At 59.8% G+C, this 23,076-nt stretch carries 21 protein-coding genes and 1 pseudogene; 8 read left to right on the top strand and 14 right to left on the bottom strand.

Annotated features, from left to right (window positions below; all coding sequences use genetic code 11):
- Positions 1-47: 47 nt before the first annotated feature.
- The 4 genes from aspS to NPS56_RS09105 all read right to left on the bottom strand — a co-directional run bounded on the left by aspS (position 48) and on the right by NPS56_RS09105 (position 3,355).
- Entirely contained in the window at positions 48-1,823 is a 1,776-nt protein-coding gene (gene aspS, locus NPS56_RS09120; protein WP_274074363.1) for an aspartate--tRNA ligase, read from the bottom strand.
- Between the two features lie 109 nt (positions 1,824-1,932).
- On the bottom strand, positions 1,933-2,154 hold the full coding sequence (locus NPS56_RS09115) for an FmdB family zinc ribbon protein (protein WP_007977333.1): 222 nt from the start codon (positions 2,152-2,154) through the stop codon (positions 1,933-1,935).
- A gap of 136 nt (positions 2,155-2,290) precedes the next feature.
- Positions 2,291-2,629 (bottom strand): ribbon-helix-helix domain-containing protein, encoded by a 339-nt coding sequence (locus NPS56_RS09110; protein WP_274074362.1) that lies wholly within the window; start codon positions 2,627-2,629, stop codon positions 2,291-2,293.
- Between the two features lie 255 nt (positions 2,630-2,884).
- Entirely contained in the window at positions 2,885-3,355 is a 471-nt protein-coding gene (locus tag NPS56_RS09105; RefSeq protein WP_180205182.1) for a Dps family protein, read from the bottom strand.
- A gap of 307 nt (positions 3,356-3,662) precedes the next feature.
- Here NPS56_RS09105 and NPS56_RS09100 point away from each other — a divergent pair, with 307 nt between their 5' ends.
- A complete protein-coding gene (locus NPS56_RS09100) occupies positions 3,663-4,265 on the top strand; it encodes a cold-shock protein (RefSeq protein ID WP_274074361.1) in 603 nt (200 codons plus the stop codon).
- 77 nt (positions 4,266-4,342) lie between these two features.
- Here the strand turns inward: NPS56_RS09100 and NPS56_RS09095 are convergent, their stop codons facing one another.
- From NPS56_RS09095 to NPS56_RS09085, 3 genes are all read right to left on the bottom strand, one after another.
- Positions 4,343-4,549, bottom strand: coding sequence for a SlyX family protein (locus NPS56_RS09095; protein ID WP_007977339.1), 207 nt, complete (start codon positions 4,547-4,549; stop codon positions 4,343-4,345).
- A 3-nt stretch (positions 4,550-4,552) separates the two neighbouring features.
- Positions 4,553-4,978 (bottom strand): HIT domain-containing protein, encoded by a 426-nt coding sequence (locus NPS56_RS09090; RefSeq protein WP_274074360.1) that lies wholly within the window; start codon positions 4,976-4,978, stop codon positions 4,553-4,555.
- Positions 4,979-5,118: 140 nt separating this feature from the next.
- Complete coding sequence (locus NPS56_RS09085) at positions 5,119-5,433, bottom strand: hypothetical protein (protein WP_274074359.1); 315 nt, start codon at positions 5,431-5,433, stop codon at positions 5,119-5,121.
- A gap of 452 nt (positions 5,434-5,885) precedes the next feature.
- On the opposite strand from NPS56_RS09085, the gene NPS56_RS09080 reads away from it, so the two are divergent.
- Positions 5,886-7,214 carry an OprD family porin gene (locus NPS56_RS09080; protein WP_274074358.1) on the top strand — a complete coding sequence of 443 codons (1,329 nt, stop codon included), beginning with the start codon at positions 5,886-5,888 and terminating at the stop codon, positions 7,212-7,214.
- A 203-nt stretch (positions 7,215-7,417) separates the two neighbouring features.
- Here NPS56_RS09080 and NPS56_RS09075 read toward each other — a convergent pair whose 3' ends face one another.
- Together NPS56_RS09075 and NPS56_RS09070 are read right to left on the bottom strand one after the other, a co-directional pair.
- Positions 7,418-8,260, bottom strand: coding sequence for a mechanosensitive ion channel family protein (locus tag NPS56_RS09075; RefSeq protein WP_274074357.1), 843 nt, complete (start codon positions 8,258-8,260; stop codon positions 7,418-7,420).
- A 136-nt stretch (positions 8,261-8,396) separates the two neighbouring features.
- Entirely contained in the window at positions 8,397-8,882 is a 486-nt protein-coding gene (locus NPS56_RS09070; protein WP_007990750.1) for a YajQ family cyclic di-GMP-binding protein, read from the bottom strand.
- A 142-nt stretch (positions 8,883-9,024) separates the two neighbouring features.
- On the opposite strand from NPS56_RS09070, the gene NPS56_RS09065 reads away from it, so the two are divergent.
- Genes NPS56_RS09065 through NPS56_RS09055 form a run of 3 tightly spaced genes read left to right on the top strand, consistent with a single transcriptional unit; the run spans position 9,025 to position 12,608 of the window.
- Positions 9,025-9,942 (top strand): putative 2-dehydropantoate 2-reductase, encoded by a 918-nt coding sequence (locus NPS56_RS09065; RefSeq protein WP_274074356.1) that lies wholly within the window; start codon positions 9,025-9,027, stop codon positions 9,940-9,942.
- 45 nt (positions 9,943-9,987) lie between these two features.
- On the top strand, positions 9,988-12,024 hold the full coding sequence (locus NPS56_RS09060; protein ID WP_274074355.1) for a sensor histidine kinase: 2,037 nt from the start codon (positions 9,988-9,990) through the stop codon (positions 12,022-12,024).
- 2 nt (positions 12,025-12,026) lie between these two features.
- Positions 12,027-12,608, top strand: coding sequence for a cob(I)yrinic acid a,c-diamide adenosyltransferase (locus tag NPS56_RS09055; protein ID WP_274074354.1), 582 nt, complete (start codon positions 12,027-12,029; stop codon positions 12,606-12,608).
- Positions 12,609-12,725: 117 nt separating this feature from the next.
- On the opposite strand, the gene NPS56_RS09050 is transcribed toward NPS56_RS09055, so the two are convergent.
- From NPS56_RS09050 to secA, 4 genes are all read right to left on the bottom strand, one after another.
- The gene (locus tag NPS56_RS09050; protein ID WP_274074353.1) at positions 12,726-13,670 is read right to left on the bottom strand and encodes a Nudix family hydrolase; all 945 of its coding nucleotides are present in this window, start codon (positions 13,668-13,670) and stop codon (positions 12,726-12,728) included.
- On the bottom strand, positions 13,667-14,299 hold the full coding sequence (locus NPS56_RS09045; protein ID WP_274074352.1) for a glutathione S-transferase family protein: 633 nt from the start codon (positions 14,297-14,299) through the stop codon (positions 13,667-13,669). Before NPS56_RS09045 ends, NPS56_RS09050 begins: the two co-directional genes overlap by 4 nt.
- 132 nt (positions 14,300-14,431) lie before the next feature.
- The gene (argJ, locus tag NPS56_RS09040; RefSeq protein WP_274074351.1) at positions 14,432-15,649 is read right to left on the bottom strand and encodes a bifunctional glutamate N-acetyltransferase/amino-acid acetyltransferase ArgJ; all 1,218 of its coding nucleotides are present in this window, start codon (positions 15,647-15,649) and stop codon (positions 14,432-14,434) included.
- Between the two features lie 122 nt (positions 15,650-15,771).
- Positions 15,772-18,507, bottom strand: coding sequence for a preprotein translocase subunit SecA (secA, locus tag NPS56_RS09035; RefSeq protein ID WP_274074350.1), 2,736 nt, complete (start codon positions 18,505-18,507; stop codon positions 15,772-15,774).
- Positions 18,508-18,814: 307 nt separating this feature from the next.
- On the opposite strand from secA, the gene NPS56_RS09030 reads away from it, so the two are divergent.
- Positions 18,815-19,270: a DUF721 domain-containing protein gene (locus NPS56_RS09030; RefSeq protein WP_274074349.1), complete on the top strand. Its 456-nt coding sequence runs from the start codon at positions 18,815-18,817 to the stop codon at positions 19,268-19,270.
- A 126-nt stretch (positions 19,271-19,396) separates the two neighbouring features.
- Here the strand turns inward: NPS56_RS09030 and NPS56_RS09025 are convergent, their stop codons facing one another.
- Positions 19,397-20,884 carry a helicase HerA-like domain-containing protein gene (locus NPS56_RS09025; protein ID WP_274074348.1) on the bottom strand — a complete coding sequence of 496 codons (1,488 nt, stop codon included), beginning with the start codon at positions 20,882-20,884 and terminating at the stop codon, positions 19,397-19,399.
- A gap of 189 nt (positions 20,885-21,073) precedes the next feature.
- On the opposite strand from NPS56_RS09025, the pseudogene NPS56_RS31320 reads away from it, so the two are divergent.
- Both NPS56_RS31320 and NPS56_RS31315 read left to right on the top strand, forming a co-directional pair.
- A pseudogene (locus tag NPS56_RS31320) lies at positions 21,074-22,105 on the top strand (cache domain-containing protein); the annotation flags it as partial.
- Positions 22,106-22,198: 93 nt separating this feature from the next.
- A complete protein-coding gene (locus NPS56_RS31315) occupies positions 22,199-22,963 on the top strand; it encodes a methyl-accepting chemotaxis protein (RefSeq protein ID WP_406592124.1) in 765 nt (254 codons plus the stop codon).
- Positions 22,964-23,076 lie beyond the last annotated feature (113 nt).

Genomic DNA, 23,076 nt, shown 5'->3' with positions numbered 1-23,076 from the left:
TGTAGGTATAAAGAAAGGGCGCATCCACAGATGCGCCCTCCTGAGCCTTACTCAGCCTTGGGCGTTTCGCGCAGACGAATGTGCAGTTCGCGCAATGCCTTGGCATCGACCTGGCCCGGTGCCTGCGTCATGACGTCCGCCGCGCTCTGGGTTTTCGGGAAGGCGATCACTTCACGGATCGACTGGGCGCCGGTCATCAGCATCACCAGACGGTCGAGACCGAAAGCCAGGCCACCGTGCGGCGGCGCGCCGTATTTCAGGGCGTCGAGCAGGAAGCCGAATTTCTCTTCCTGTTCCGCTTCGTTGATACCCAACAGACGGAACACCGACTGCTGCATCTCTTTACGGTGGATACGGATCGAACCGCCACCCAGCTCGGTACCGTTCAAGACCATGTCGTAGGCGCGGGACAGAGCGCCAGCCGGGTTGGCTTCCAGCTCTGCCGGGGTGCACTTCGGCGCGGTGAACGGGTGGTGCAAGGCGGTGAAGCTGCCGTCGTCGTTTTCTTCGAACATCGGGAAGTCGACGACCCACATTGGCGCCCACTTGCAGGTCAGCAGCTCCAGGTCGTGGCCCAGCTTGATCCGCAGCGCGCCCAGGGCTTCGCTGACGATCTTGGCTTTGTCGGCACCGAAGAACACGATATCGCCGTCGACCGCACCGACGCGATCGAGGATCACGTTGAGGTTGGCCTCAGGAATGTTCTTCACGATTGGCGACTGCAGGCCCTCGACGCCTTTGGCGCGCTCGTTGACCTTGATGTACGCCAGGCCCTTGGCACCGTAGATGCCGACGAACTTGGTGTAATCGTCGATCTGCTTGCGCGGCATGCTCGCCCCGCCTGGAACGCGCAGGGCGGCAATGCGGCATTTAGGGTCGTTGGCCGGGCCGCTGAACACCTTGAAGTCGACTTCCTTGAGCTGGTCGGCAACGTCGACCAGTTCCAGCGGGTTACGCAGGTCCGGCTTGTCGGAACCGTAGCGGCGCATGGCCTCTTCGAAGGTCATGTGCGGGAACTCGCCGAATTCCAGGCCCAGCACTTCCTTGAACAGGTTGCGGATCATTTGCTCGGTCAGGCCCATGATCTCTTTTTCATCGAGGAAGCTGGTCTCGATGTCGATCTGGGTGAATTCCGGCTGGCGATCGGCACGCAGGTCTTCGTCGCGGAAGCACTTGGCGATCTGGTAGTAACGGTCGAAACCGGCGACCATCAGCAGTTGCTTGAACAGCTGCGGCGATTGCGGCAAGGCGAAGAACGAGCCGGCGTGGGTACGGCTAGGGACCAGGTAGTCGCGAGCACCTTCAGGGGTGGCACGGGTCAGGATCGGCGTTTCGACGTCGAGGAAGCCGTTCTCGTCGAGGAAGCGACGGATGCTGGTGGTCATGCGCGAACGCAGGCGCAGCTTTTCGGCCATTTCCGGACGACGCAGGTCGAGGAAGCGATAGCGCAGGCGGGTTTCTTCGCCGACGTCGGAGAACTCGTTCAGCGGGAACGGCGGGGTTTCCGACTCGTTCAGCACTTCCAGTTCATAGCCCAGGACTTCGATCATGCCAGACGCCATGTTGGCGTTGGTGGCACCGGCCGGACGCAGGCGAACCTTGCCGGTGATCTTCACGACGTACTCGCTGCGCACGCGATCGGCAGCGGCAAAGGATTCAGCGCGGTCCGGATCGAACACCACCTGGGCCAGACCGTCACGATCACGGATATCGAGGAAAATCACCCCACCGTGGTCACGACGACGGTGGACCCATCCGCAAAGGGTAATTTCCTGGCCTTCCAGGCTTTCGTTCAGTTGGCCGCAATAATGGCTGCGCATCATGGTAGTGGTTTCACTTCTCGTAATTCGACATTCGGTTGGAGAGCTCGCGTCGATCCGCTGACGGATGACGCAAGAACTCGCGCGTGTGGTTCAACTCAGGTCCGCAACCCTAGTCAGCTTTGTCGCCGCCGGCCAGGTTCTTCTTGGAACCGGTCTTGAAATCGGTCTCGTACCAGCCGGTGCCGCTGAGGCGGAAACCTGGCATGGACAGCATCTTCTTAAGCTCTGGCGCCTGGCACGCAGGGCAGTCGACCAACGGTGCATCGCTGATCTTTTGAATGGCTTCCAACTGATGACCACAGGAAGCACATTGGTAATCGTACATCGGCATGGGGGTTGTCTCGGCGATCAGATTGCTACCGCGCACGCTGGGTTTTGCGGCAAAGAGCGGGATTATATCCATTAAATGCAGCCTGTGCAGCCGTAAGACTGCACAGATCGACACGTTGCTCCTTCATTCATCCGGTTCAAGCCATGACCGGGTAACGCCCTTCCTTGCGGCTGTGGACAACACAGACCACCCGCACCAGCCCGCTGAAATTTCTCACCCCACCATGACGCAAATGCACTTCGCGATCGACATGGGACAGCAGCGCGCTGACCGAACAGCAATTGACCCTGGCCATGTCGCCCAAGATATCCCAATACACCTGTTCAAGCCGCAAACAGGTGGCAAAGCCATTCAATCGCACCGATCGCGATTGCGGCCGGGCCAGTCCCATATCGAACTCACTGACAAATGGGTCGATTCTTATATCCCTGGCCGAACCGATCCGCCCCTCGTCTCTTGCGCCTTCATATTGCATATCGCTGACACTCCTTTGCCATGTGCGGTTTCCATAAAAGCAATTGCATGCCTATAAAAACGTGAGGGCAAAGTTATAGCCAGATGACTTTAGGACCGTCCGCGTAGGATAAGCCAACAACTGAAGGCGGATAAGGGAGAGGGTCCTAGTCGAGCGCTTTTCCCACAGCTACAAGCGAAAAATCGCTCAATCGACAGGGCGTCTATCCGAAGAAAGGCAGCGCGCGAACAACAGTGCCATCCACGCGCTGGCGTATCACTGATCCAGCAGTGCGCGGAGCATCCACGCGGTTTTCTCGTGGACCTGCATGCGCTGGGTCAGCAGGTCAGCCGTAGGTTCGTCGCTGACCTTATCCAGCAGCGGGAAGATCCCCCGGGCGGTACGCGTGACAGCCTCCTGGCCCGCCACCAGTTGCCTGATCATGTCTTCGGCAGCAGGCACACCCTCTTCTTCCTTGATTGAGGACAGGCGCGCATAAACGGAATAGGCACCCGGCGCCGGAAATCCGAGCGCGCGAATGCGCTCGGCAATCGAATCGACCGCCAAAGCCAACTCGTTGTATTGCTCCTCGAACATCAAATGCAGGGTGCGGAACATGGGACCCGTCACGTTCCAATGGAAGTTATGGGTCTTCAGGTAAAGCACATAGGTGTCCGACAGCAGCCGCGAAAGTCCGTCGACGATGGACTTGCGGTCCTCTTCACTGATACCGATATCGATTGCCATGTTTTTCCCCTAAAGGTGATGAAGTTCATCCAACAGGTGCAGGACCACTCTAGCAAGCCTGTCGCCAGGCTGCAGCCCGGAGGTCCTGCCATACGCCGGCAAGAGGCCCCGATGCACCGCTGGACTCCTTGATTTGAGTAGGCTGCAGCTTTGCTGTTAAATAGGCAGCGTGTCGTCAGTGCCTATTTTTTCGGGCGCGGCGCATAGGCTGATACCGGGTACGTGTCCACCGCCTCTTATTTATTCCGAAGCGAACCGTGCGCCATCAGCTCTTCCTTGTGAGCTGTCTTAACGTGAGTTAATCAAAATGTTGAAAATCGTCCACCTGCTGATAGGCGCAGCGGCTTTGCTGCTGTCCTTCATCCCTAGCCTGCGATCCGAAGCCTTACCGTACCTGCAACAACCTGAAGCGCTTTACCTGGCCTTTTTCGGCCTGCTCAACCTGACGCTTGCCCCGGTTATCCCTTACTGGAACAAAGGCCCGCGCCATCAACTGCAAAACCTGGTCAGCGCCCTGCTGGTGCTGGCTGTCGCACTGCAAACCGTGACACTGATCGCGGAGATGCCGGTCATTGCCGGTCAGCCTGCCGTGCTGTTCAGCCTGGTCGCAGCCTTTATCGCTGTTGCCCTGCACCTGGCCATCAGCTTCTACAAATCGTCACCGGCCGCCGCTTCGCCAAGCTATGACATGAGCAACCGCGATACCGGGACCGTCAAGTGGTTCAACACCTCCAAAGGCTTCGGCTTTATTTCCCGCGACTCCGGCGATGATATTTTCGTGCACTTCCGGGCCATTCGCGGTGAAGGCCATCGCGTTCTGGTCGAAGGTCAGCGCGTCGAGTTCTCCGTCATGAATCGTGACAAAGGCCTGCAAGCCGAAGACGTCATCGCCGCCCTGCCGCGTCGCTGATAGAAAGGCAATAAAAAAACCGCGAACATGTTCGCGGTTTTTTATTGCCTGCACTTTCAGTTAAAGGGCCGCGGCGCTCAATAATGCGGTGGCGGCGCTTCTTCTTCAAAAGACTCGAACTGGCCGACCATTTCCTCTTGCCGCTTGAGCAGCGCGGCCATCTGCAGCTGCAGGCGTTCGACCACCCGCTGCTGCGCCACCAGGACATCATTCAATGCCTGGATGGTGTCATCCTGAAACGCCAGTCGGCTTTCAAGGTCGGTTACGCGCTCTTCGAGGCTCATGGCTCAACCCTCCGAAAACTTGAAATCATCGGTCAACACCAGGCGCAGCCGTTCGCGAATCGCCGCGACCTGCTCTGCACTGTAGGGCCTGGCCGGATGTTTGCCCCAGACCGGCGCCGGCCAGGCCGCGTCTTCACGCTTGCGCACGATCACATGCATGTGCAACTGGCTGACCACGTTACCCAATGCAGCGACGTTCAGTTTGTCCGCATCGAACGAGTCCTTGAGCAGCTCTGACAACGCGGTCGTTTCCTGCCACAGCTGCTGCTGATCGGCGACACTCAACTGAAATATCTCACTGATATCGTCCCTGCGTGGCACCAGGATGAACCAGGGGTAGTTCGAGTCATTGGACAACAGCAACCGACAAAGCGGGAAATCACCGATCGGTAGTGTGTCTTGTTGAAGTCGTGGATCTAAAGCGAACACTGCGCGTACTCCCGCCAGGTCATCATTTTTCAGCTTAGCGCCCATCCAGAGAGGTCGTACGCCAGGCCACCGGACGGCAGCATACCCTGCCGGCTTCACGGCGAACCACTGCCTGGACCACTCGAGGACCTTCAAAGGGCTCAAGCCCGCCCCGAGATGAGACATTTTCTGCGAAAACGCACCAACACCGAACCAGACAGCTGATAAAAAACGCCGAAATGACCAGAAAACCAAGGCCTGTTCACGCCACGCAAGATGCCCGACTGTGTGAATTCAGCACAGTCATAAAAATTTTTTGCACCAAAACCGCACAGCGCGTCTACGCTGAGTGCTTCGCATATCCGCCAATTACTCACTGGCGGGGTGAACCGGTAACGCTTTTGCATGTCAGGCGACTCAACAGGAGGCTGAAACACGATGCCAACCATGGCGTCAAGCCCGAAGAAAAGAAGCATGAACCCCCCGGTTTCATGAGGTTTTTACCGCATCAGGCAGCCTGTCAGAAAAAAACATCGGTGGAGTTCTGATTTGTGCACGCTTGTTGCATTGTTACCCACATCGTCTATAAGGCACCGCGGGAAGCGTGCAGCCTCAAGACCAAAAAAACAGTGGCAGGGTAGCCCGATGGAGATTCAAACGTTTCACCAGGGACTCTTTTTATCGATGCGCCAGCCCAGAAAAACAGCATTAAAAGTTGTCAGTCCGGTTGCATCGGGGCTGTAAATTTGCGACATCTAGCTAGCCGTTTACGACAGGGTCGTAAAGAAGCTGAAAGGTTAGATGCGCAAGTATCGCCAACATTGTCGGCGTGATATAAGTTTGCGCCGACACAAAAAGAAAGAGCCGCCCAGATAATAAAACAGGTGGAGCGGCAGTACTCTTCTAAAAACCAAAGGAGCAAATCACGATGCGCGTGATGAAGTGGAGCATGATCGCACTGGCTGTTGCAGCAGGCACCTCGCAGTTCGCAATGGCGTCCTCCCAGGACGAATCCAAGGGTTTCATCGACGATTCGAGCCTGAAACTCAAAACCCGTTTTGAGTACATGAACCGCGACTACAAGAATGGTGCAAGCAACCCTAGTTCCGGTACTGCCGGCTACCGTCAGGATTCCGGTCTGAGCCAATTGCTCACCTACGAATCGGGCTTCACTCAAGGTATTGTTGGTTTCGGCCTCGACGCCATGGCCATGGGTTCGGTCAAAACGGACGGCGGCTCAGGCAAGCGCGGTAACGGCCTGTTCGCCAACGACAGCGAAGGCAACCCGGAAAAATCCCAGGGCAAGGTAGGCGGTGCAGTGAAACTGCGTCTGTCCGACACCACCCTGAAATACGGCCAGCAATTCGTTGCAAGCCCTGTATTCGCTACCGACGACAGCCGTCTGCTGCCAGAAGTCGCTACCGGTACCCTGCTGACTTCCAAGGAAATCAAAGGCCTGGAACTGAGCGCTGGTCGCTTCACCGCGCTGAGCAAGCAAACCGGCATGGCCCGTGACAGCATCGGCGGCGTGTCCGATGAAGACGGCAACCACGGCAAAGGCCTGAGCGGCGGCATCAACATCTTCGGTGCCAGCTACGCCTTCACCGACAACTTCACCGCTGCACTGGCTGCATCGGATGCTGAAGAGTACTTCAAGAAGTACTACGCAAACCTGAACCTGACCCTGCCGATCAACGACGAACAGTCACTGAACTTCGACCTCAACGCTTACAAAACCAAAGGCGATAAGCGCGGCGACACCATTGACTTCCTCGGTGACGGCGTTCTGGGCGTGGACAACAACCTGTGGTCCCTGGCAGCGGCATATAGCCTGGGCGCTCACAAGTTCACCCTGGCCTACCAGCAGTCGAGCGGCGACAACGCTTACTACTACGGCGTTGACGGCAACAGCACCATCTTCGTATCCAACTCCATTCAGATCTCCGACTTCGTGGGCCGCGAGGAGAAATCCTACCAAGCTCGCTATGACCTGAACATGGCGACCTACGGCGTTCCTGGCCTGAGCTTCATGACCCGTTACGTAATGGGTGACAACATCAAGACCAACGGTCTGGGTGAAGGTAAGGAAAACGAGTGGAACCTGGAGTCCAAGTACGTCGTACAGGAAGGTCCAGCAAAAGACCTGTCGTTCCGTGCTCGTTTCGCCAACTACCGTTCGAACGGTGCATACAGTGCCTATTCGGCTGACAACTATGACACCCGCCTGATCATCGAGTACCCGCTGAGCATCCTGTAATCAGGGTGTAACACCGGAACTCCGTAGATCAAAAACCGCTCACCTCTTCCGGTGGGCGGTTTTTTTATGCCTGCCACATAACAAACACTGCAGCAAGCAACTTGCGCGCATAACGTTAATACTTTTTTCAATGAACCGATCAATAGTCACAAAAAAACCCAAGAGACCATTAGCCTCTTGGGTTTACGCAGTAACAAACAGACTTACTGTACCGACGCTTCCTGAACCACGCGAACTACACGCTGGGGAAATGGAATGTCAATACCCGCAGTCTTCAAACGATCACGGGACTGTTCGTTAAACATGAACATCACATCCCAGTAATCCGCTGTTTTCACCCAGACCCGCAGGGAAACAGTGATCGAACTGTCACCCAGGGTCGAAATCACTGCCTGAGGCTCCGGATCGGCCAGCACCCGCGGATCCTTGGCCAGCTCGAGCAAGACTTCACGGGCCTTTTGCAAATCCGCTTCGTAATCGACACCCACATCAAACACCACCTTGCGGGTCGGTTGACGGTTGGTGTTAGTGATGATGCCATTAGACAGGTTGCCGTTAGGCACGATGATGGTCTTGTTGTCGCCGGTGCGCAGCACGGTATGGAAGATCTGGATGCTGTCGACGGTGCCGGCAACCCCCTGGGCTTCGATCCAGTCACCGATACGGAACGGACGGAACAGCAAGATCAGCACACCGCCGGCGAAGTTCGCCAGGCTGCCCTGCAACGCCAGGCCGATGGCCAGGCCCGCCGCACCGATCGCCGCCACGAACGAGGTGGTTTCCACACCGATCATCGACGCCACGCTGACAACCAGCAGGATCTTGAGAATGATGTTCGCCAGGCTGCTGATAAACCCTTGCAGGGCAAGGTCAGCATTACGCAGGGCGATCAGGCCGCCGAGCTTTTGCGTGACCTTGTTGATCAGCCACCAGCCGATCGCCAGGGTGATCACCGCCAAGAGCACACGGCTGCCGTATTCCATGATCATCGGGATCCAGGACTGCGACACCCTGACCAGGTTGTCTACTTCAGCATTCAAATCCATCTTGGTTCTCCTGATGTGCGGCTACGCGGCACACGAAAAATAAAGCGGCAGAAAGACCGAACCCTATCCGGATCAATCGTTTCTGCCGTTGCTTGGGCCTCGGACGCCGAAAACGCCAAGAGGTTCCCGCCCAAAGTCAGTCGCGGAAGTTGTTGAACTGCAGCGGCATGCCGAATTCCTTGGCGCGCAACACAGCGATGGCTTCCTGCAGGTCGTCACGCTTCTTGCCGGTGATGCGCACTTGCTCGCCCTGGATGGCCGCCTGGACCTTGAGCTTGGCGTCCTTGACGTGAGCGACGATTTTCTTCGCCAGCTCCTTGTCGATGCCTTCCTTGAGCACAGCGTCCTGCTTCATCAGCTTGCCCGATGCGAACGCATCCTTGACCTCAAGGCACTGCACATCGATCTTGCGCTTGACCAGGGCCAGCTTGAGGATCTCAATCATCGCTTCGAGCTGGAAATCCGCTTCGGCGGTCAGGTTGACGGTCAGGTCCTTTTCCTTGAACTCGAAGCTGCCTTTGCCTTTCAGGTCATAACGACGATCGAGTTCCTTGACGGCGTTCTCGACCGCGTTGGTGACTTCGTGTTTGTCCAGTTCGGATACCACGTCGAACGACGGCATGTAATCTCTCCAATAAATAGGGCACGCTCAATCAAGAGGGAGCACGCCTGGCTTGCGGTTAAAATCCGCGCTGATTATAACGGGTCTTTCCCATCATTCACTGCGAGCCTCCCATGCGCGCCTCAAACAGAGCAAAAAGCTGATGTCCACCACCTGGCATGTTCTAGGCGCCGGTAGCCTCGGTACGTTGTGGGCCACCCGTCTGGCGCGGGCAGCAGTTCCGGTGCGACTGATCCTGCGCGACGCGGCGCGGTTGCAGGTGTACGAGGCGGCAGGCGGCTTGACCCTGGTCGAACAGGGCCAGGCACAGCTCTACCCGGTGAGCGCCGAAACGGCGGACAGTACCACCCCGATCCATCGCCTGCTGGTCGCCTGCAAGGCCTATGACGCGGACCAGGCCGTGGCACAACTGGCGCCCCGCCTGGCGCCCGGCGCCGAGCTGATCCTGTTGCAGAACGGCCTGGGCAGCCAGGACGCCGTGGCGGCGCAAGTGCCGCAGGCGCGCTGCATTTACGCCTCAAGCACGGAAGGCGCCTTTCGCGACGGTGACTGGCGCGTGGTCTTCGCCGGGCACGGGTTCACCTGGCTGGGCGATGCCGGGCATCCCGTCGCACCGATCTGGCTGGACGACCTCGACGCCGCGGGCATTCCCCATGAGTGGAGCACCGAAATCCTCACCCGGTTGTGGCGCAAACTGGCCCTCAACTGCGCGATCAATCCGTTGACGGTCCTGCACGATTGCCGCAATGGCGGGTTGCAGGAGCACCACTGTGAGGTCGCCACCCTGTGTGGCGAACTGATGGAGCTGCTTGAGCGTTGCGGCCAGCCGGCAGCCGCGGAAAACCTGCAACAGGAGGTTGAACGGGTGATTCACGCGACCGCCGCCAACTACTCCTCGATGTACCAGGACGTCAGCAACCGGCGCCGCACCGAAATCAGTTACCTGCTGGGGCATGCCTGTAAAGTCGCCGCCCGGCATCAACTGAACCTGCCGCACCTCAATCAGCTTGAGTCGAGGTTGATCGCACGCCTGCACAGCCTTGGATTGCCCAGCGACTGAGCAGCGGCTACGCTGGCCACTTGTTCCTTTGCAGCGATAAACCTGATGCCATTGCGCCAGCGTCTTGAAAACCTCCCTGTCGGCCAGAAACTGCTGGCCGCCCTGTTGGTGCTGTTGACCACCGTCCTGCTGGTTGCCAACCTGACCTTTATCAGCGCCGCGTACTACATCTCCCAGGAAAGCATGGCGCCCCAGGCTCTGCAGACTATCGGCCGGCTGGTCTCCAACCCGAGCCTGGTGTCCGAAGCGCTGCAGTCACCAGAAAGCGCCCAGCGCCTGCTCGATGAGCTCGACAGCTATTCACCGCTGCGGGCCGCGGCCCTGTATGACGGCAAGGGCGAGCGCCTGGCGCAGTTGCAACACGGCGATCACCTGAGCCTGCCCAAGCGTTACCGGCACATCGAATCCTGGCAGGTCACCGAGTTTCGCAGCAACCAGGTCATCACCCTACCCCGCCCCGGCAGCGCACCCGGCCACCTTTTGCTGGTGGCCAGCAGCGAACTGCCCATGGCGTTCTATACCGGCACCCTGACCGCCAGCCTGGGCATCCTGATTTTCAGCGTGCTGCTGTGGCTGATCATCGCGCGGCAGATCAAACGCCTGATTACCCAGCCGATTCATCAGCTGGAAGAACTGTCACGACAAGTGACCCGGGAAGAGAACTACGCCCTGCGAGCCTCCCGGGGCAACCACGATGAAATCGGCAGCCTGGCCGAAGCGTTCAACACCATGCTCTCGCGGATCGAGGCCCGGGAGCAGCAACTCAAGCGCGCCCGTGACGACTCCCAGGCCGCCTATGACCAGGCCCAGGGCCTGGCGGAAGAAACCCGTCACACCAATCGCAAGCTGGAACTCGAAGTCCAGGTACGCAGCAAGATCGAGAAAAAACTCACGGGGTTCCAGAATTACCTCAACAGCATCATCGACTCCATGCCTTCGGCGCTGATCGCTCTCGACGAACAGCTCTACGTGACGCAGTGGAACCAGGAAGCCAGCGCCCTTTCCGGCACGCGACTGGACGAAGCCTTGAACCAGCCTATCTTCCTCGCCTTCGAACCGCTCAAGCCTTTCCTGCCGCAGCTCAAGCAAACCGTCGAGCAGCACACGGTGGCCAAGATCGAGCGCGTGACCTGGGTCAAGGACGATGAACCGCGCCACTACGCCCTGACCTTTTATCCGCTGATGGGGGGTGCCGGGCGAGGCGTGGTGATCCGCATCGACGACATCACCCAGCGCCTGTCCCTTGAGGAAATGATGGTGCAGTCGGAGAAAATGCTTTCCGTCGGTGGCCTCGCCGCCGGCATGGCCCACGAAATCAACAACCCGCTCGGCGCGATTCTGCACAACGTACAGAATATCCGTCGCCGCCTGTCCCCCGAACTGCCGAAGAACCTGGAACAGGCCGAGCAAGTCGGCATCGAGCTGTCGACCGTCAACCAGTACCTGCAAGCGCGGGAAGTACCGCAGCTGCTCGACGGCATCCAGCAGGCCGGTGCACGGGCGGCGAAAATCGTCACGCACATGCTCAGTTTCAGTCGCCGCAGCACCCGACAAATGGCCCCGTGCGACCTGCCGGCGCTGATCGATCAGGCGGTGGAAATCGCCGGAAACGACTTCGACCTGGCCATCGGTTTCGACTTCAAGGGCCAGGCGATCATTCGCCAGTTCGACCCGGCGCTGGGGCCTGTACCCGGTACCGCCAACGAATTGGAACAGGTGCTGCTCAACCTGCTGAAAAACGCCGCGCAAGCCATCCACTTGCGTGAAGATGACCGTGAACCGGGGCGAATCATCCTGCGCACCCGGCTCAATCCACCCTGGGCGGAAATCCAGGTCGAGGACAACGGCATCGGCATGAGCGAAAGCGTGCGCAAGCGCACCTTCGAACCGTTTTTCACCACCAAGGAAATCGGCCAGGGCACCGGCCTTGGCTTGTCGGTCTCGTACTTCATCATCACCAATAACCACAAGGGCCAGATGGAAGTGCAATCGACCCTGGGCCAAGGCACCTGCTTTACCCTGCGCCTGCCATTGGCGAGCACCCCGCTCGTCTCTCATGAACTCAACCAGCTATCGAGGTAACCATGGGCTTTCGCCTGTCGAAGATTTACACCCGCACCGGCGACAAAGGCGAAACCGGCCTGGGCGACGGTCGCCGCGTGCCCAAGGACCACCCACGGATCGAGGCCATTGGCGAGGTGGATACGCTGAACAGCCAGGTCGGCGTATTACTGGCCGGACTGGCGGCAGAAAGTGCCCGGTATCCGGGGTTGCAGGAAGTAATCGAGGTATTGGCGCCTTGTCAGCACCGGTTGTTTGACCTCGGCGGTGAGCTGGCGATGCCGGAGTATCAGGCGTTGAACGCCGGTGAAATCGAGCGCCTGGAGGCGGCGATTGATGTGTGGAATGAAGAGCTGGGGCCGCTGGAGAATTTCATCTTGCCGGGTGGTTCGGCGTTGATTGCCCAGGCCCATGTCTGCCGGAGCCTGGCGCGCGGTGCCGAGCGCCGCTGTCAGCATTTGAATGCGCTTGAGCCGTTGGCCGGGGTGGGTTTGGCGTACATCAATCGGTTGTCGGATTTGTTGTTTGTGGTGGCGCGGGTGATTGCCCGGCGGCAGGGGGTTGCGGAGATTTTGTGGCAGCCGGCGGCGAAACCTGAGGTTTAGTCGGCGTCTGTCAGACCCTCATCGCCAGCAGGCTGGCTCCCACAGTGGATTTGTGGCGCACACAAAACCTGTGGGAGCTAGCCTGCTGGCGATGAGGCCCTCTGCATCATAGGAAAATCAGGCTTCAGGCCAAAACGCCCGAATCCCCGCCACACCCTGGGCACCGGCAGCCCATGCCTTCTGAACTTCCGCCGGACCAACGCCGCCCAGCAGAAACACCGGCTTGCTGAAGCCAGCGATCAAGCTCGAAGCCTGCTCCCAACCCAGCGGCTGCGCGCCAGGATGAGTCAGGGTCGGTTGCACCGGCGACAAGGTCACGAAGTCGACGCCCATCTCCTCGGCCAACGCCAATTCCTCGGCGTTATGACAGGACGCGGCCAACCAGCGCGATGCGGGCAGCGGTCGACCGGCGGCCGCGTACTTGCGCAACTGCGCCGAGGTGATGTGCCATCCAGCGGAAGGAAAATCCCCCAACCACTCGAACGGCCCCTTGATCATCAACTGCGCCTTGCCAGCACACAGCCCTGCCGCATCCACGGCCAGGTCGCGGTACTTGGGGTCATAACCATTCGGCGCGCGCAACTGGATCAGCTTGATGCCGCCCGCGATGGCTTTCTGGATACCCCGCAGCAAGGCCGGAGTTTCCAGGTCTTCCGGGGTAATCAGGTATTGCTCGGGCAAGCGGGCAGCCGCCACGATTGGCCGGTTGGCTTCAGGGAATTCGTAACCCGACAGGTCACGCGCCGACACCCAGGCCAATGGCTGGCCTTCGGCGCCGTGCGGCTCGCCGGTGAACGCCGAGACTTCCCAGACATCCAGCAACACCTGTTTGTCCGGGTAATCATGGCGGACCTTGATCAGCGGGCGCGCCGCGCCGACCACAATACCCAGTTCTTCCTGCAGCTCACGGGCCAAGGCGCTTTCAACCGACTCGTCGGCCTCGACCTTGCCACCGGGAAACTCCCACAGGCCGCCTTGGTGCTGAGTGTCGGCACGCCGGGCGATAAGGATCTTGCCGCTGTCATCACGGATGACGGCGGCCGCTACGTGTACTCGTTTCACCGCTCGATTTCCTCCAGTCCGGCCTTCTGCCAGGCCTTGAAGGCTGGCCATTGGTAGATGGTTTGAACATAGGCTTCGTCAGCCTCGGGCAGCTTCACCTGATAGGTGCGCAGGCGCACGGCAATCGGTGCGAAGAATGCATCGGCCAGGGTTACGCGGCCAAACAGGTACGGACCACTTTCGGTCGCGGCGGCGCGGCACTCGGCCCACAGGGCGGACATGCGCTCGATGTCGGCCTGGACATCCGCCGGTGTCGGTGTCAGCGGTGCATCATGGCTCAAATCAAACGGCATGTTGCCGCGCATCGCGAAGAAACCGCTGTGCATCTGCGCACACGCCGAACGCGCCTGGGCGCGAGCGCCAACGTCCTTGGGCCAGAGGCCAGCGTCGGGAAACTGTTCCGCCAGGTATTCGGCAATCGCCAGGGAATCGGCGATGGTGCCATGCTCGGTCTTCAACAGCGGGACCTTGGCGGTCGGCGAGTGTTTGAGCAGGCGTTCGCGGGTGTCCGGCTGGTTCAGCTTGATCAGTTCTTCGGTGTAGGGGGCGCCGGCCAGATCAAGGGCCAGGGCGCCGCGCAGGGACCAGGAGGAAAGCAGTTTGTCGCCGATGATCAGGTGCAGGCTCATGTTCAAGCGTCCTTAAGCTAAAGGGATGCCTGTAGGAGCTGGCTTGCCAGCGATAACGGTAGCGGCCTCATCACATGTTTCGGGGCAGAGGACGCCTTCGCCGGCAAGCCGGCTCCTACAGTTTCTGCAACGTTACGTACGGTACTCGGCGTTGATCTTCACGTATTCGTGGGACAGGTCGGTGGTCCAGATGGTTTCGCTGCAATCACCGCGACCCAGCTCGATACGGATGGTGATTTCTTCCTGTTGCATCACCGCCGCGCCCTGGGCTTCGGTGTAGGTCGCAGCGCGGGCGCCACGGCTGGCGATGCACACTTCACCGAAGAACACATCGATCTTGCTCACGTCCAGGTTCGGCACGCCGGCACGACCGACAGCTGCGAGGATACGACCCCAGTTCGGGTCGGACGCGAACAGTGCGGTCTTGATCAATGGCGAGTGGGCCACGGTGTAGCCAACGTCCAGGCATTCCTGGTGATTGCCGCCGCCGTTGACTTCAACGGTAACGAATTTGGTCGCGCCTTCGCCATCGCGAACGATCGCCTGGGCCACTTCCATGCACACCTCGAACACCGCTTGCTTGAGCTTGGCGAACAACTCGCCTTCGGCACGGGTGATTTCCGGCAGTGCCGCCTGACCGGTGGCGATCAGCATGCAGCAGTCGTTGGTCGAGGTATCGCCGTCGATGGTGATGCGGTTGAACGACTTGTTGGCGCCGTCCAGCATAAGGTTCTGCAACACATCGCGGGCGACCTTGGCGTCGGTAGCGATGTAACCGAGCATGGTTGCCATGTTGGGACGAATCATGCCCGCGCCCTTGCTGATGCCGGTGACGGTGATGGTCACGCCGTCATGCTGGAACTGGCGGCTGGCACCCTTTGGCAGGGTGTCGGTGGTCATGATGCCGGTGGCGGCAGCTTCCCAGTTGTTTTCCGACAGATCGTCGAGGGCGGCTTGCAGTGCGCCTTCGATTTTCTCGACCGGCAGTGGTTCGCCGATTACCCCGGTGGAGTACGGCAGCACCAGGCTGGCATCGACACCGGTCAGCTCGGCCAGTTTGGCGCAAGTACGCTCGGCCGCGGCCAGGCCCGGCTCACCGGTACCGGCGTTGGCATTGCCGGTATTGGTCAACAGGTAACGCACCGGGCCTTGCACGCGCTGCTTCGCCAGGATCACCGGGGCTGCGCAGAAGGCGTTCAGGGTGAATACGCCCGCCACCGTGGAGCCTTCGGCACAACGCATGACCACAACATCCTTGCGCCCCGGGCGCTTGATACCGGCCGAGGCGATACCGAGTTCAAAACCGGCAACCGGGTGCAACGTTGGCAAAGGACCAAGACCAACAGCCATGAATGCGTTCCTCTATAGATGATGTCTGCACCGCTTCAGCAAAAGCGGGGGGTTGAAATGGCAAAACGCCGCGACGGCATGAGCCGGTCGCGGCGCGGGTATTTCAGCGTATGAAACGGGGGTTACTGGATCTGCCCGTGGCAATGCTTGAATTTCTTGCCCGAACCGCAGTAGCACAGCTCGTTACGGCCCAGCTTCTGCTCGTTGCGAACCGGGGCGGTGGCCAGAGCCACATCGACCTCTTCACCCACCTGCTCCGGCTGCTCCAGGCCAGGGGCCTCTTCATGCAGGAACTGCATGCGAGCGGCCAGTGCTTCGGCTTCCTGGCGCAGGCGCTGCTCTTCTTCGATCGGATCTTCGCGACGAACCTGAACGTGCGACAGCACACGGATCGAGTCGCGCTTGATCGAATCCAGCAGCTCGGAGAACAGCGTGAACGACTCGCGCTTGTACTCCTGCTTCGGGTTCTTCTGAGCATAACCACGCAGGTGGATGCCGTGGCGCAGGTGATCCATGGTCGACAGGTGGTCTTTCCACAGGTCGTCCAGCACGCGCAGAACGATTTGCTTCTCGAAGGTGCGCAGCGCTTCGGCGCCTGCCTGGTCTTCTTTCTCGTTGTACGCGGCGATCAGCTCCTGCATCAGTTTCTCGCGCAGGGTTTCCTCGTACAGGTGATCGTCTTCGTCGAGCCACTGCTGGATCGGCAGTTTCACGCCGAAATCGCTTTCCAGGGCCGCTTCCAGACCCGCCACGTCCCACTGCTCTGGCAGCGATTGCGGTGGAATGTGTGCGCTGACGGTAGCGTTGAGCACGTCCTGACGGAAGTCGGCAATGGTTTCACCGATGTTGTCAGCGGCCAGCAACGTGTTACGCATGTGATAGATCACTTTACGCTGTTCGTTGTTGACGTCGTCGAACTCGAGCAGTTGCTTGCGAATGTCGAAGTTGCGGCCTTCGACCTTGCGCTGGGCCTTTTCGATGGCGTTCGTCACCATGCGGTGCTCGATCGCTTCGCCAGGCTGCATGCCCAGGGCCTTCATGAAGTTCTTCACCCGGTCAGAGGCGAAGATGCGCATCAGGCTGTCTTCCAGCGACAGGTAGAAACGGCTGGAACCGGCGTCGCCCTGACGACCGGCACGACCACGCAACTGGTTGTCGATACGGCGCGATTCGTGACGCTCGGACGCGATCACCTGCAAACCACCCGATTCGAGCACCTGCTGGTGACGTTTCTGCCAGTCGGCCTTGATCTGGGCAATCTGCTCAGGGGTCGGGTTTTCCAGGGTCGCGACTTCCACTTCCCAGTTGCCGCCCAACAGGATGTCGGTACCGCGACCGGCCATGTTGGTGGCGATGGTCAGCGCACCCGGGCGACCGGCCTGGGCAATGATCTCGGCTTCCTTTTCGTGGAACTTGGCGTTCAGGACCTTGTGTTCGATGCCTTCCTTGTTGAGCAGGTCGGACATGCGCTCCGAGGTTTCGATAGTCGCGGTACCCACCAGCACCGGACGGCCCGCGGCCATGCTTTCCTTGATGTCAGTGACGATGGCCGCGTATTTCTCGTCGGCGGTCAGGAACACCAGGTCATTGTAGTCTTTACGGGCCAGCGGCTTGTTCGTCGGAATGACGATGACCTGCAGGCCATAGATCTGATGGAACTCGAACGCTTCGGTGTCGGCCGTACCGGTCATGCCGGACAGTTTGTTGTACAGACGGAAGTAGTTCTGGAACGTGGTCGATGCCAGGGTCTGGCTTTCGGCCTGGATGTTCAAGTTTTCCTTGGCTTCGATGGCCTGGTGCAGGCCTTCGGACAAACGACGGCCCGGCATGGTACGACCGGTGTGTTCGTCGACCAGTACGACCTGGCCGTCCTGCACGATGTATTCGACGTTGCGATGGAACAGCTTGTGCGCGCGCAGACCGGCATACACGTGAGTCAGCAGGCTCAGGTTGTGCGCCGAGTACAGGCTCTCGCCTTCGGCCAGCAGGCCAAGGCGGGTCAGCGAATCTTCGACGAACTGGTGACCGGCTTCGTTGAGTTCGACCTGACGGGTCTTCTCGTCCACGGTGTAGTGGCCAGCCTTGGTGACTTCGCCCTCGACTTCCTCGACGTGCAACTCCAGCTGCGGGATCAGTTTGTTGATCTCGATGTACAGCTTGGAGCTGTCCTCGGCCTGACCGGAAATGATCAGCGGGGTACGGGCTTCGTCGATGAGGATGGAGTCGACTTCGTCGATCACGGCAAAATTGAGTTCGCGCTGGAATTTTTCTTCCATGCTGAACGCCATGTTGTCGCGCAGGTAGTCGAAACCGAATTCGTTGTTGGTGCCGTAGGTGATATCGGCGGCATAGGCCACGCGCTTCTCTTCCGGCGGCTGGAACGGCGTGACCACGCCGACCGTCAGGCCGAGGAATTCGTAGAGCGGACGCATCCAGTTGGCGTCACGACGGGCCAGGTAGTCGTTCACCGTCACAACGTGCACGCCCTTGCCGGACAGTGCGTTGAGGTAAACGCCCAGCGTTGCCACCAGGGTCTTGCCTTCACCGGTACGCATCTCGGCGATCTTGCCTTCATGCAAGGTCATGCCACCGATCAGCTGGACATCGAAGTGGCGCATGCCCATGACGCGCTTGCCGGCTTCACGGGCGACCGCGAAGGCTTCCGGCAGCAGCTTGTCGAGGGTTTCCCCTTTGGCGAAGCGGGCCTTGAACTCATCTGTCTTGGCACGCAATTGATCGTCCGAAAGGGCCACCATTTGCTCTTCGAAGGCATTGACGAATTGCACCGTCTTGAGCATGCGCTTGACTTCACGCTCGTTCTTGCTTCCAAAAAGTTTCTTTAACAAAGGCGCAAACATATCGGCAGGATCTTCCACACTAAAGGGATGGAGGGCGGCCCCGTGAGTCGCCCGAGCAGCCCTCATGGCCGCATGCGAACGAGCATTCTACCCGGAAACGGTGGTGAGGAAAGTGGCGTTGTTCCACGATGCTGGCACAGCGTTGTAACGGGGCTCACTTAAAATAAGGGCAAATCGCTGAACTTCAAGTCATTCACGGCAGAAGTTACTCGTTGATTTAATGGGTAAAGCGCGCGCAAAGCAATGGGTCGGGCGCATCCGCTGCTTTCTGCTACCATGGCGGCTCTGTTACTTCAGGTGTCTGATCATGGCATTTCGCCCTCTTACGGCCAGAGCACCCGCCGTCCTGCTTCGCGAAGCCAAGCCTCTGAAGGCCATTCTCGGCCACGCTCAACGCCTGGGTCATTTGCAACGTTTGCTCGAAAGCCAGCTGCAACCCGCCGCGCGCGCCCATTGCCACGTGGCGTCCTGGCGTGAAGGCAGTTTGTTGCTGATTGTCACCGACGGTCATTGGGCCACTCGTCTGCGCTACCAGCAAAAGCGCCTGCAACGGCAACTGCAGATGTTCGACGAGTTCGCCAATCTCACGCGAATCCTGTTCAAGGTCCAGCCGCCCACCGTTCAGCAAGGTGCAGCGGGGCATACCATGGATTTGTCCTTTGATGCGGCCGCGACCATCCAGGCCACGGCTGACGGGATCAGCGATCCGAACCTGCGGGCGGCGCTGGAGCGGTTGGCGGCGCACGCCAAGTCCAAGGAATGACATAGAACATATGTGGGAGCGGGCTTGCTCGCGAATGCGGTGTGTCATTCGACGAAAATGTTGACTGGTGCACCGCATTCGCGAGCAAGCCCGCTCCCACATTGATCGTGCCCACTCAAGATGGATTTATCGGCTTTTTTTGCCACCTAATAATGAACCCATCAGTCCGCGCACCAATTGCCGGCCCAACTGGTTGGCAGCCTGGCGCATCGCCGATTTCAGTGCCTGCCCCGCCGCCGTGCCGAGGAACTCTCCGGCCTGTTCGGTGAAACTCGGCTCCTGGGCCGCCGGTTTACCCGGCGCCGCCTCGGGTTCCGGCGCCAGGCCCTTGCGCCCCATCAACACTTCATAAGCCGATTCGCGATCGATTGGTTTGTCATACCGCCCTTTGAACGGCGAGCCGCCGATCAGCACGGTGCGTTCGGTGTCACTCAATGGCCCGATCCGCGATTGCGGTGGCGCCACCAGCACGCGCTGGACCATCTCCGGCGTGCCCTTGTCCTGCAAGGTGCCCACCAGTGCCTCGCCGATGCCCAGCTCGGTGAGCACCGACAGGGCGTCGAACGCCGGATTGGGTCGGAAGCCGTCGGCCACCGCCCGCAGGGATTTCTGCTCCTTGGCGGTGAACGCGCGCAAGCCGTGCTGGATGCGCAGGCCCAGCTGTGCCAGCACGTCGTCCGGCAAGTCACCGGGTGACTGGGTGACGAAATACACCCCCACGCCTTTGGAACGAATCAGCCGTACCACTTGCTCCAGACGCTCCTGCAACGCCTTGGGCGTGCCGGCGAACAACAGGTGCGCCTCGTCGAAAAACAGCGCCAGCAGCGGTTTTTCGGCATCGCCGCGCTCCGGCAGTTGCTCGAACAGTTCGGCCAACAGCCACAGCAGGAAGGTCGCGTAGACCTTCGGTGCTTCATGCACCAGGCGACTGGCATCGAGCAAGTGAATGCGTCCGCGGCCATCGGCGGTCGGTTGCAGGATGTCCTCGAGTTGCAGGGCCGGCTCACCGAACAGCGCTTCAGCGCCCTGCTGCTCCAGGGTTGCCAGGCGCCGTAACAGGGCCTGGCTGGAGCCGGTGGTCATCAGCGCCGCGTCATCACCGAGCAGTTCGGGGTTGTCCTTGAGGTGATTGAGCAGCGCCTTGAGGTCCTTCAGGTCCAGCAGCAACAGGCCTTCACGGTCGGCAACCTTGAACGCGGCATACAGCGCCGACTGCTGGCTGTCGGTCAGTTCCAGCAGGCTGCCCAACAGCAGCGGCCCCATTTCGCTCAATGTCGTGCGCAATGGATGACCGGACTGACCATGAATGTCCCACAGGGTCACCGGATACGCCGCAGGCTTGTAGTTCAGCCATGGCATGCCGGTTATCCGCTCGGCGATCTTGCCCTGGGGGTTGCCGGCCGCGCCCAGGCCGCACAGGTCACCCTTGATGTCGGCGGCAAACACCGCCACGCCGGCATCACTGAAGGCTTCGGCCATACGTTGCAAGGTGACAGTCTTGCCGGTCCCGGTCGCGCCTGCGATCAAACCGTGGCGGTTCGCCAGGCGCATGGCCTGCGCGATCGGCTGCCCCGCGAGGTCGGCGCCGATAACAAGTTGCAATGAATCAGGCATTTGGTCACCCATGGTTAATCTTTGGTCCTACACGGCCGATAGAAATAACGACAAAGCAGACAGACACAAATTTGTCGGACATTTCCCTTAAGGAGCGACGGAAATATCTCTTGCTTTCAACATTGCCCATCGTGCGTCCCTTTATAAAAGCACGCGCAGGACATTAAGACCTTAGCGGAACCCCAAGCCATGAACAAAAATCTACGCTTCAGCCATAAAATCCTGCTTGCCGCCGCCCTCATCGTCATTGCCACTTTCGCCTCATTCACCCTGTATAACGACTATTTACAGCGCAATGCCATCCGCGAAGACCTGGACAACTATCTCAACGAGATGGGCGACGTCACCGCCAGCAACATCCAGACCTGGCTGACCGGTCGTATCCTGCTGATCGAGAACCTCGCGCAAAACATTGCCATCAACCCGGAACCCGCCAACGTTGCCACCCTGCTGGAACAGAAAGCACTGACATCGACGTTCATGGCGTCCTACCTGGGTGACGCCACCGGACACTTCACCATCCGCCCGGACGCGAAGATGCCGGACGGCTTCGACCCACGGGTTCGCCCTTGGTACAGGGGGGCGCAAAACAGCAGCACGCCGACCCTGACCGAACCCTATGTCGACGCGGCGACCGGTCAGACCATCATTTCCCTGGCCATGCCCTCGACCAAAGCCGGGCAAGGCGTCGGCGTGGTGGGCGGCGACCTGAGCCTGCAAACCTTGATCGACACCCTCAGCGCCCGGGATTTCGACGGCATGGGCTACGCCTTCCTGGTCAGTGCCGACGGCAAGATCCTGGTCCACCCGGACAAGGCCCTGGTCATGAAGTCCCTGGGCGAGGCGTACCCGCAAAACACCCCGCGCATCAGCCGCGACTTCAGTGAAATCGTGGTCGACGGCAAGACCCGCATCGTCACCTTTACCCCGATCAAGGGCCTGCCGTCGGTCAACTGGTACATCGGCCTGTCGGTGGACAAGGACAAGGCCTTCTCGATGCTCAGCGAGTTCCGCGCCTCGGCGGTGGTTGCCACGGTGATCGCCGTTGCCATCATCATTGCCCTGCTGGGCATGTTGATTCGCCTGCTCATTCAGCCGCTGCACGTCATGACCCGGGCCATGGCCGATATCGCCGACGGCGAAGGCGACCTGACCAAGCGCCTGGTGATCCAGAACAACGACGAGTTCGGTAGCCTTGGCACCGCCTTCAACCGCTTCGTGGAACGTATCCACGGTTCGATCCGCGAAGTGTCCTCGGCCACCGGCCAGGTCAACGAAGTGGCGTTGCGCGTGGTCGCCGCCTCGAACTCCTCGATGTACAACTCCGATCAGCAAGCCTCGCGCACCAGCAGCGTGGCCGCGGCGATCAACCAGCTCGGTGCCGCCACCCAGGAGATCGCCCGCAATGCCGCGCACGCGTCGAGCCAGGCCAGCGATGCCCGTAACCTGGCCGAAGATGGCCAGCAAGTGGTGGACCGCAGTATTGCCGCGATGAATAAACTGTCGAACATGCTCAGCGCCTCGAGCAGCAACATCGAATCGCTCAACAGCAAAACCGTGAACATCGGGCAGATTCTCGAAGTGATCACCAGCATTTCCCAGCAGACCAACCTGCTGGCGCTCAACGCCGCCATCGAAGCGGCGCGGGCCGGTGAAGCCGGGCGTGGGTTTGCCGTGGTGGCCGATGAAGTGCGTAACCTGGCGCATCGCACCCAGGAATCGGCGCAGCAGGTGCAGACCATGATCGAAGAACTGCAGGTCGGCGCTCGCGAGTCGGTCAGCACCATGAGCGACAGCCAGCGCCACAGTCAGGACAGCGTGGAAATTGCCAACCTGGCCGGCGAGCGCCTGAGCAGCGTGACCCAACGCATCGGCGAAATCGATGGCATGAACCAGTCGGTGGCAACCGCGACCGAGGAACAGACCGCGGTGGTCGAGTCGATCAACGTCGACATCACCGAAATCAACACGCTGAACCAGGAAGGCGTGGAAAACCTGCAATCGACGCTGCGCGCCTGTTCGGACCTTGAGCAACAGGCGGCGCGGTTGAAGCAGTTGGTGGGCAGCTTCCGAATCTAGCGTCTGAAAGGGCCTTTTCGCGGGCAAGCCCGCTCCTACAAGATCGCGTGATTCTGTAGGAGCGGGCTTGCCCGCGAAGGCAATCGCCCAAACTCCGCGAATCCTCGCTGACA

The organism is Pseudomonas putida, assembly GCF_028682635.1.
GTDB lineage: Bacteria > Pseudomonadota > Gammaproteobacteria > Pseudomonadales > Pseudomonadaceae > Aquipseudomonas > Aquipseudomonas putida_AE.
Note: the sequence above shows the minus strand (reverse complement) of the source record. Positions and strands in the feature narration are given on the sequence as shown.

Bases quoted from the DNA above. Each gene is read 5' to 3' on its own strand.
- NPS56_RS09085 (WP_274074359.1), bottom strand. From the start codon at position 5,433: ATGCTTCTTTTCTTCGGGCTTGACGCCATGGTTGGCATCGTGTTTCAG.
- NPS56_RS09080 (WP_274074358.1), top strand. From the start codon at position 5,886: ATGCGCGTGATGAAGTGGAGCATGATCGCACTGGCTGTTGCAGCAGGC.
- NPS56_RS09065 (WP_274074356.1), top strand. From the start codon at position 9,025: ATGTCCACCACCTGGCATGTTCTAGGCGCCGGTAGCCTCGGTACGTTG.
- NPS56_RS31315 (WP_406592124.1), top strand. From the start codon at position 22,199: ATGTACAACTCCGATCAGCAAGCCTCGCGCACCAGCAGCGTGGCCGCG.
- NPS56_RS09055 (WP_274074354.1), top strand. From the start codon at position 12,027: ATGGGCTTTCGCCTGTCGAAGATTTACACCCGCACCGGCGACAAAGGC.
- NPS56_RS09105 (WP_180205182.1), bottom strand. From the start codon at position 3,355: ATGGCAATCGATATCGGTATCAGTGAAGAGGACCGCAAGTCCATCGTC.
- NPS56_RS09030 (WP_274074349.1), top strand. From the start codon at position 18,815: ATGGCATTTCGCCCTCTTACGGCCAGAGCACCCGCCGTCCTGCTTCGC.
- NPS56_RS09075 (WP_274074357.1), bottom strand. From the start codon at position 8,260: ATGGATTTGAATGCTGAAGTAGACAACCTGGTCAGGGTGTCGCAGTCC.
- NPS56_RS09025 (WP_274074348.1), bottom strand. From the start codon at position 20,884: ATGCCTGATTCATTGCAACTTGTTATCGGCGCCGACCTCGCGGGGCAG.
- argJ (WP_274074351.1), bottom strand. From the start codon at position 15,649: ATGGCTGTTGGTCTTGGTCCTTTGCCAACGTTGCACCCGGTTGCCGGT.
- NPS56_RS09115 (WP_007977333.1), bottom strand. From the start codon at position 2,154: ATGCCGATGTACGATTACCAATGTGCTTCCTGTGGTCATCAGTTGGAA.
- secA (WP_274074350.1), bottom strand. From the start codon at position 18,507: ATGTTTGCGCCTTTGTTAAAGAAACTTTTTGGAAGCAAGAACGAGCGT.
- NPS56_RS09100 (WP_274074361.1), top strand. From the start codon at position 3,663: ATGTTGAAAATCGTCCACCTGCTGATAGGCGCAGCGGCTTTGCTGCTG.
- aspS (WP_274074363.1), bottom strand. From the start codon at position 1,823: ATGATGCGCAGCCATTATTGCGGCCAACTGAACGAAAGCCTGGAAGGC.
- NPS56_RS09060 (WP_274074355.1), top strand. From the start codon at position 9,988: ATGCCATTGCGCCAGCGTCTTGAAAACCTCCCTGTCGGCCAGAAACTG.
- NPS56_RS09095 (WP_007977339.1), bottom strand. From the start codon at position 4,549: ATGAGCCTCGAAGAGCGCGTAACCGACCTTGAAAGCCGACTGGCGTTT.
- NPS56_RS09070 (WP_007990750.1), bottom strand. From the start codon at position 8,882: ATGCCGTCGTTCGACGTGGTATCCGAACTGGACAAACACGAAGTCACC.
- NPS56_RS09045 (WP_274074352.1), bottom strand. From the start codon at position 14,299: ATGAGCCTGCACCTGATCATCGGCGACAAACTGCTTTCCTCCTGGTCC.
- NPS56_RS09110 (WP_274074362.1), bottom strand. From the start codon at position 2,629: ATGCAATATGAAGGCGCAAGAGACGAGGGGCGGATCGGTTCGGCCAGG.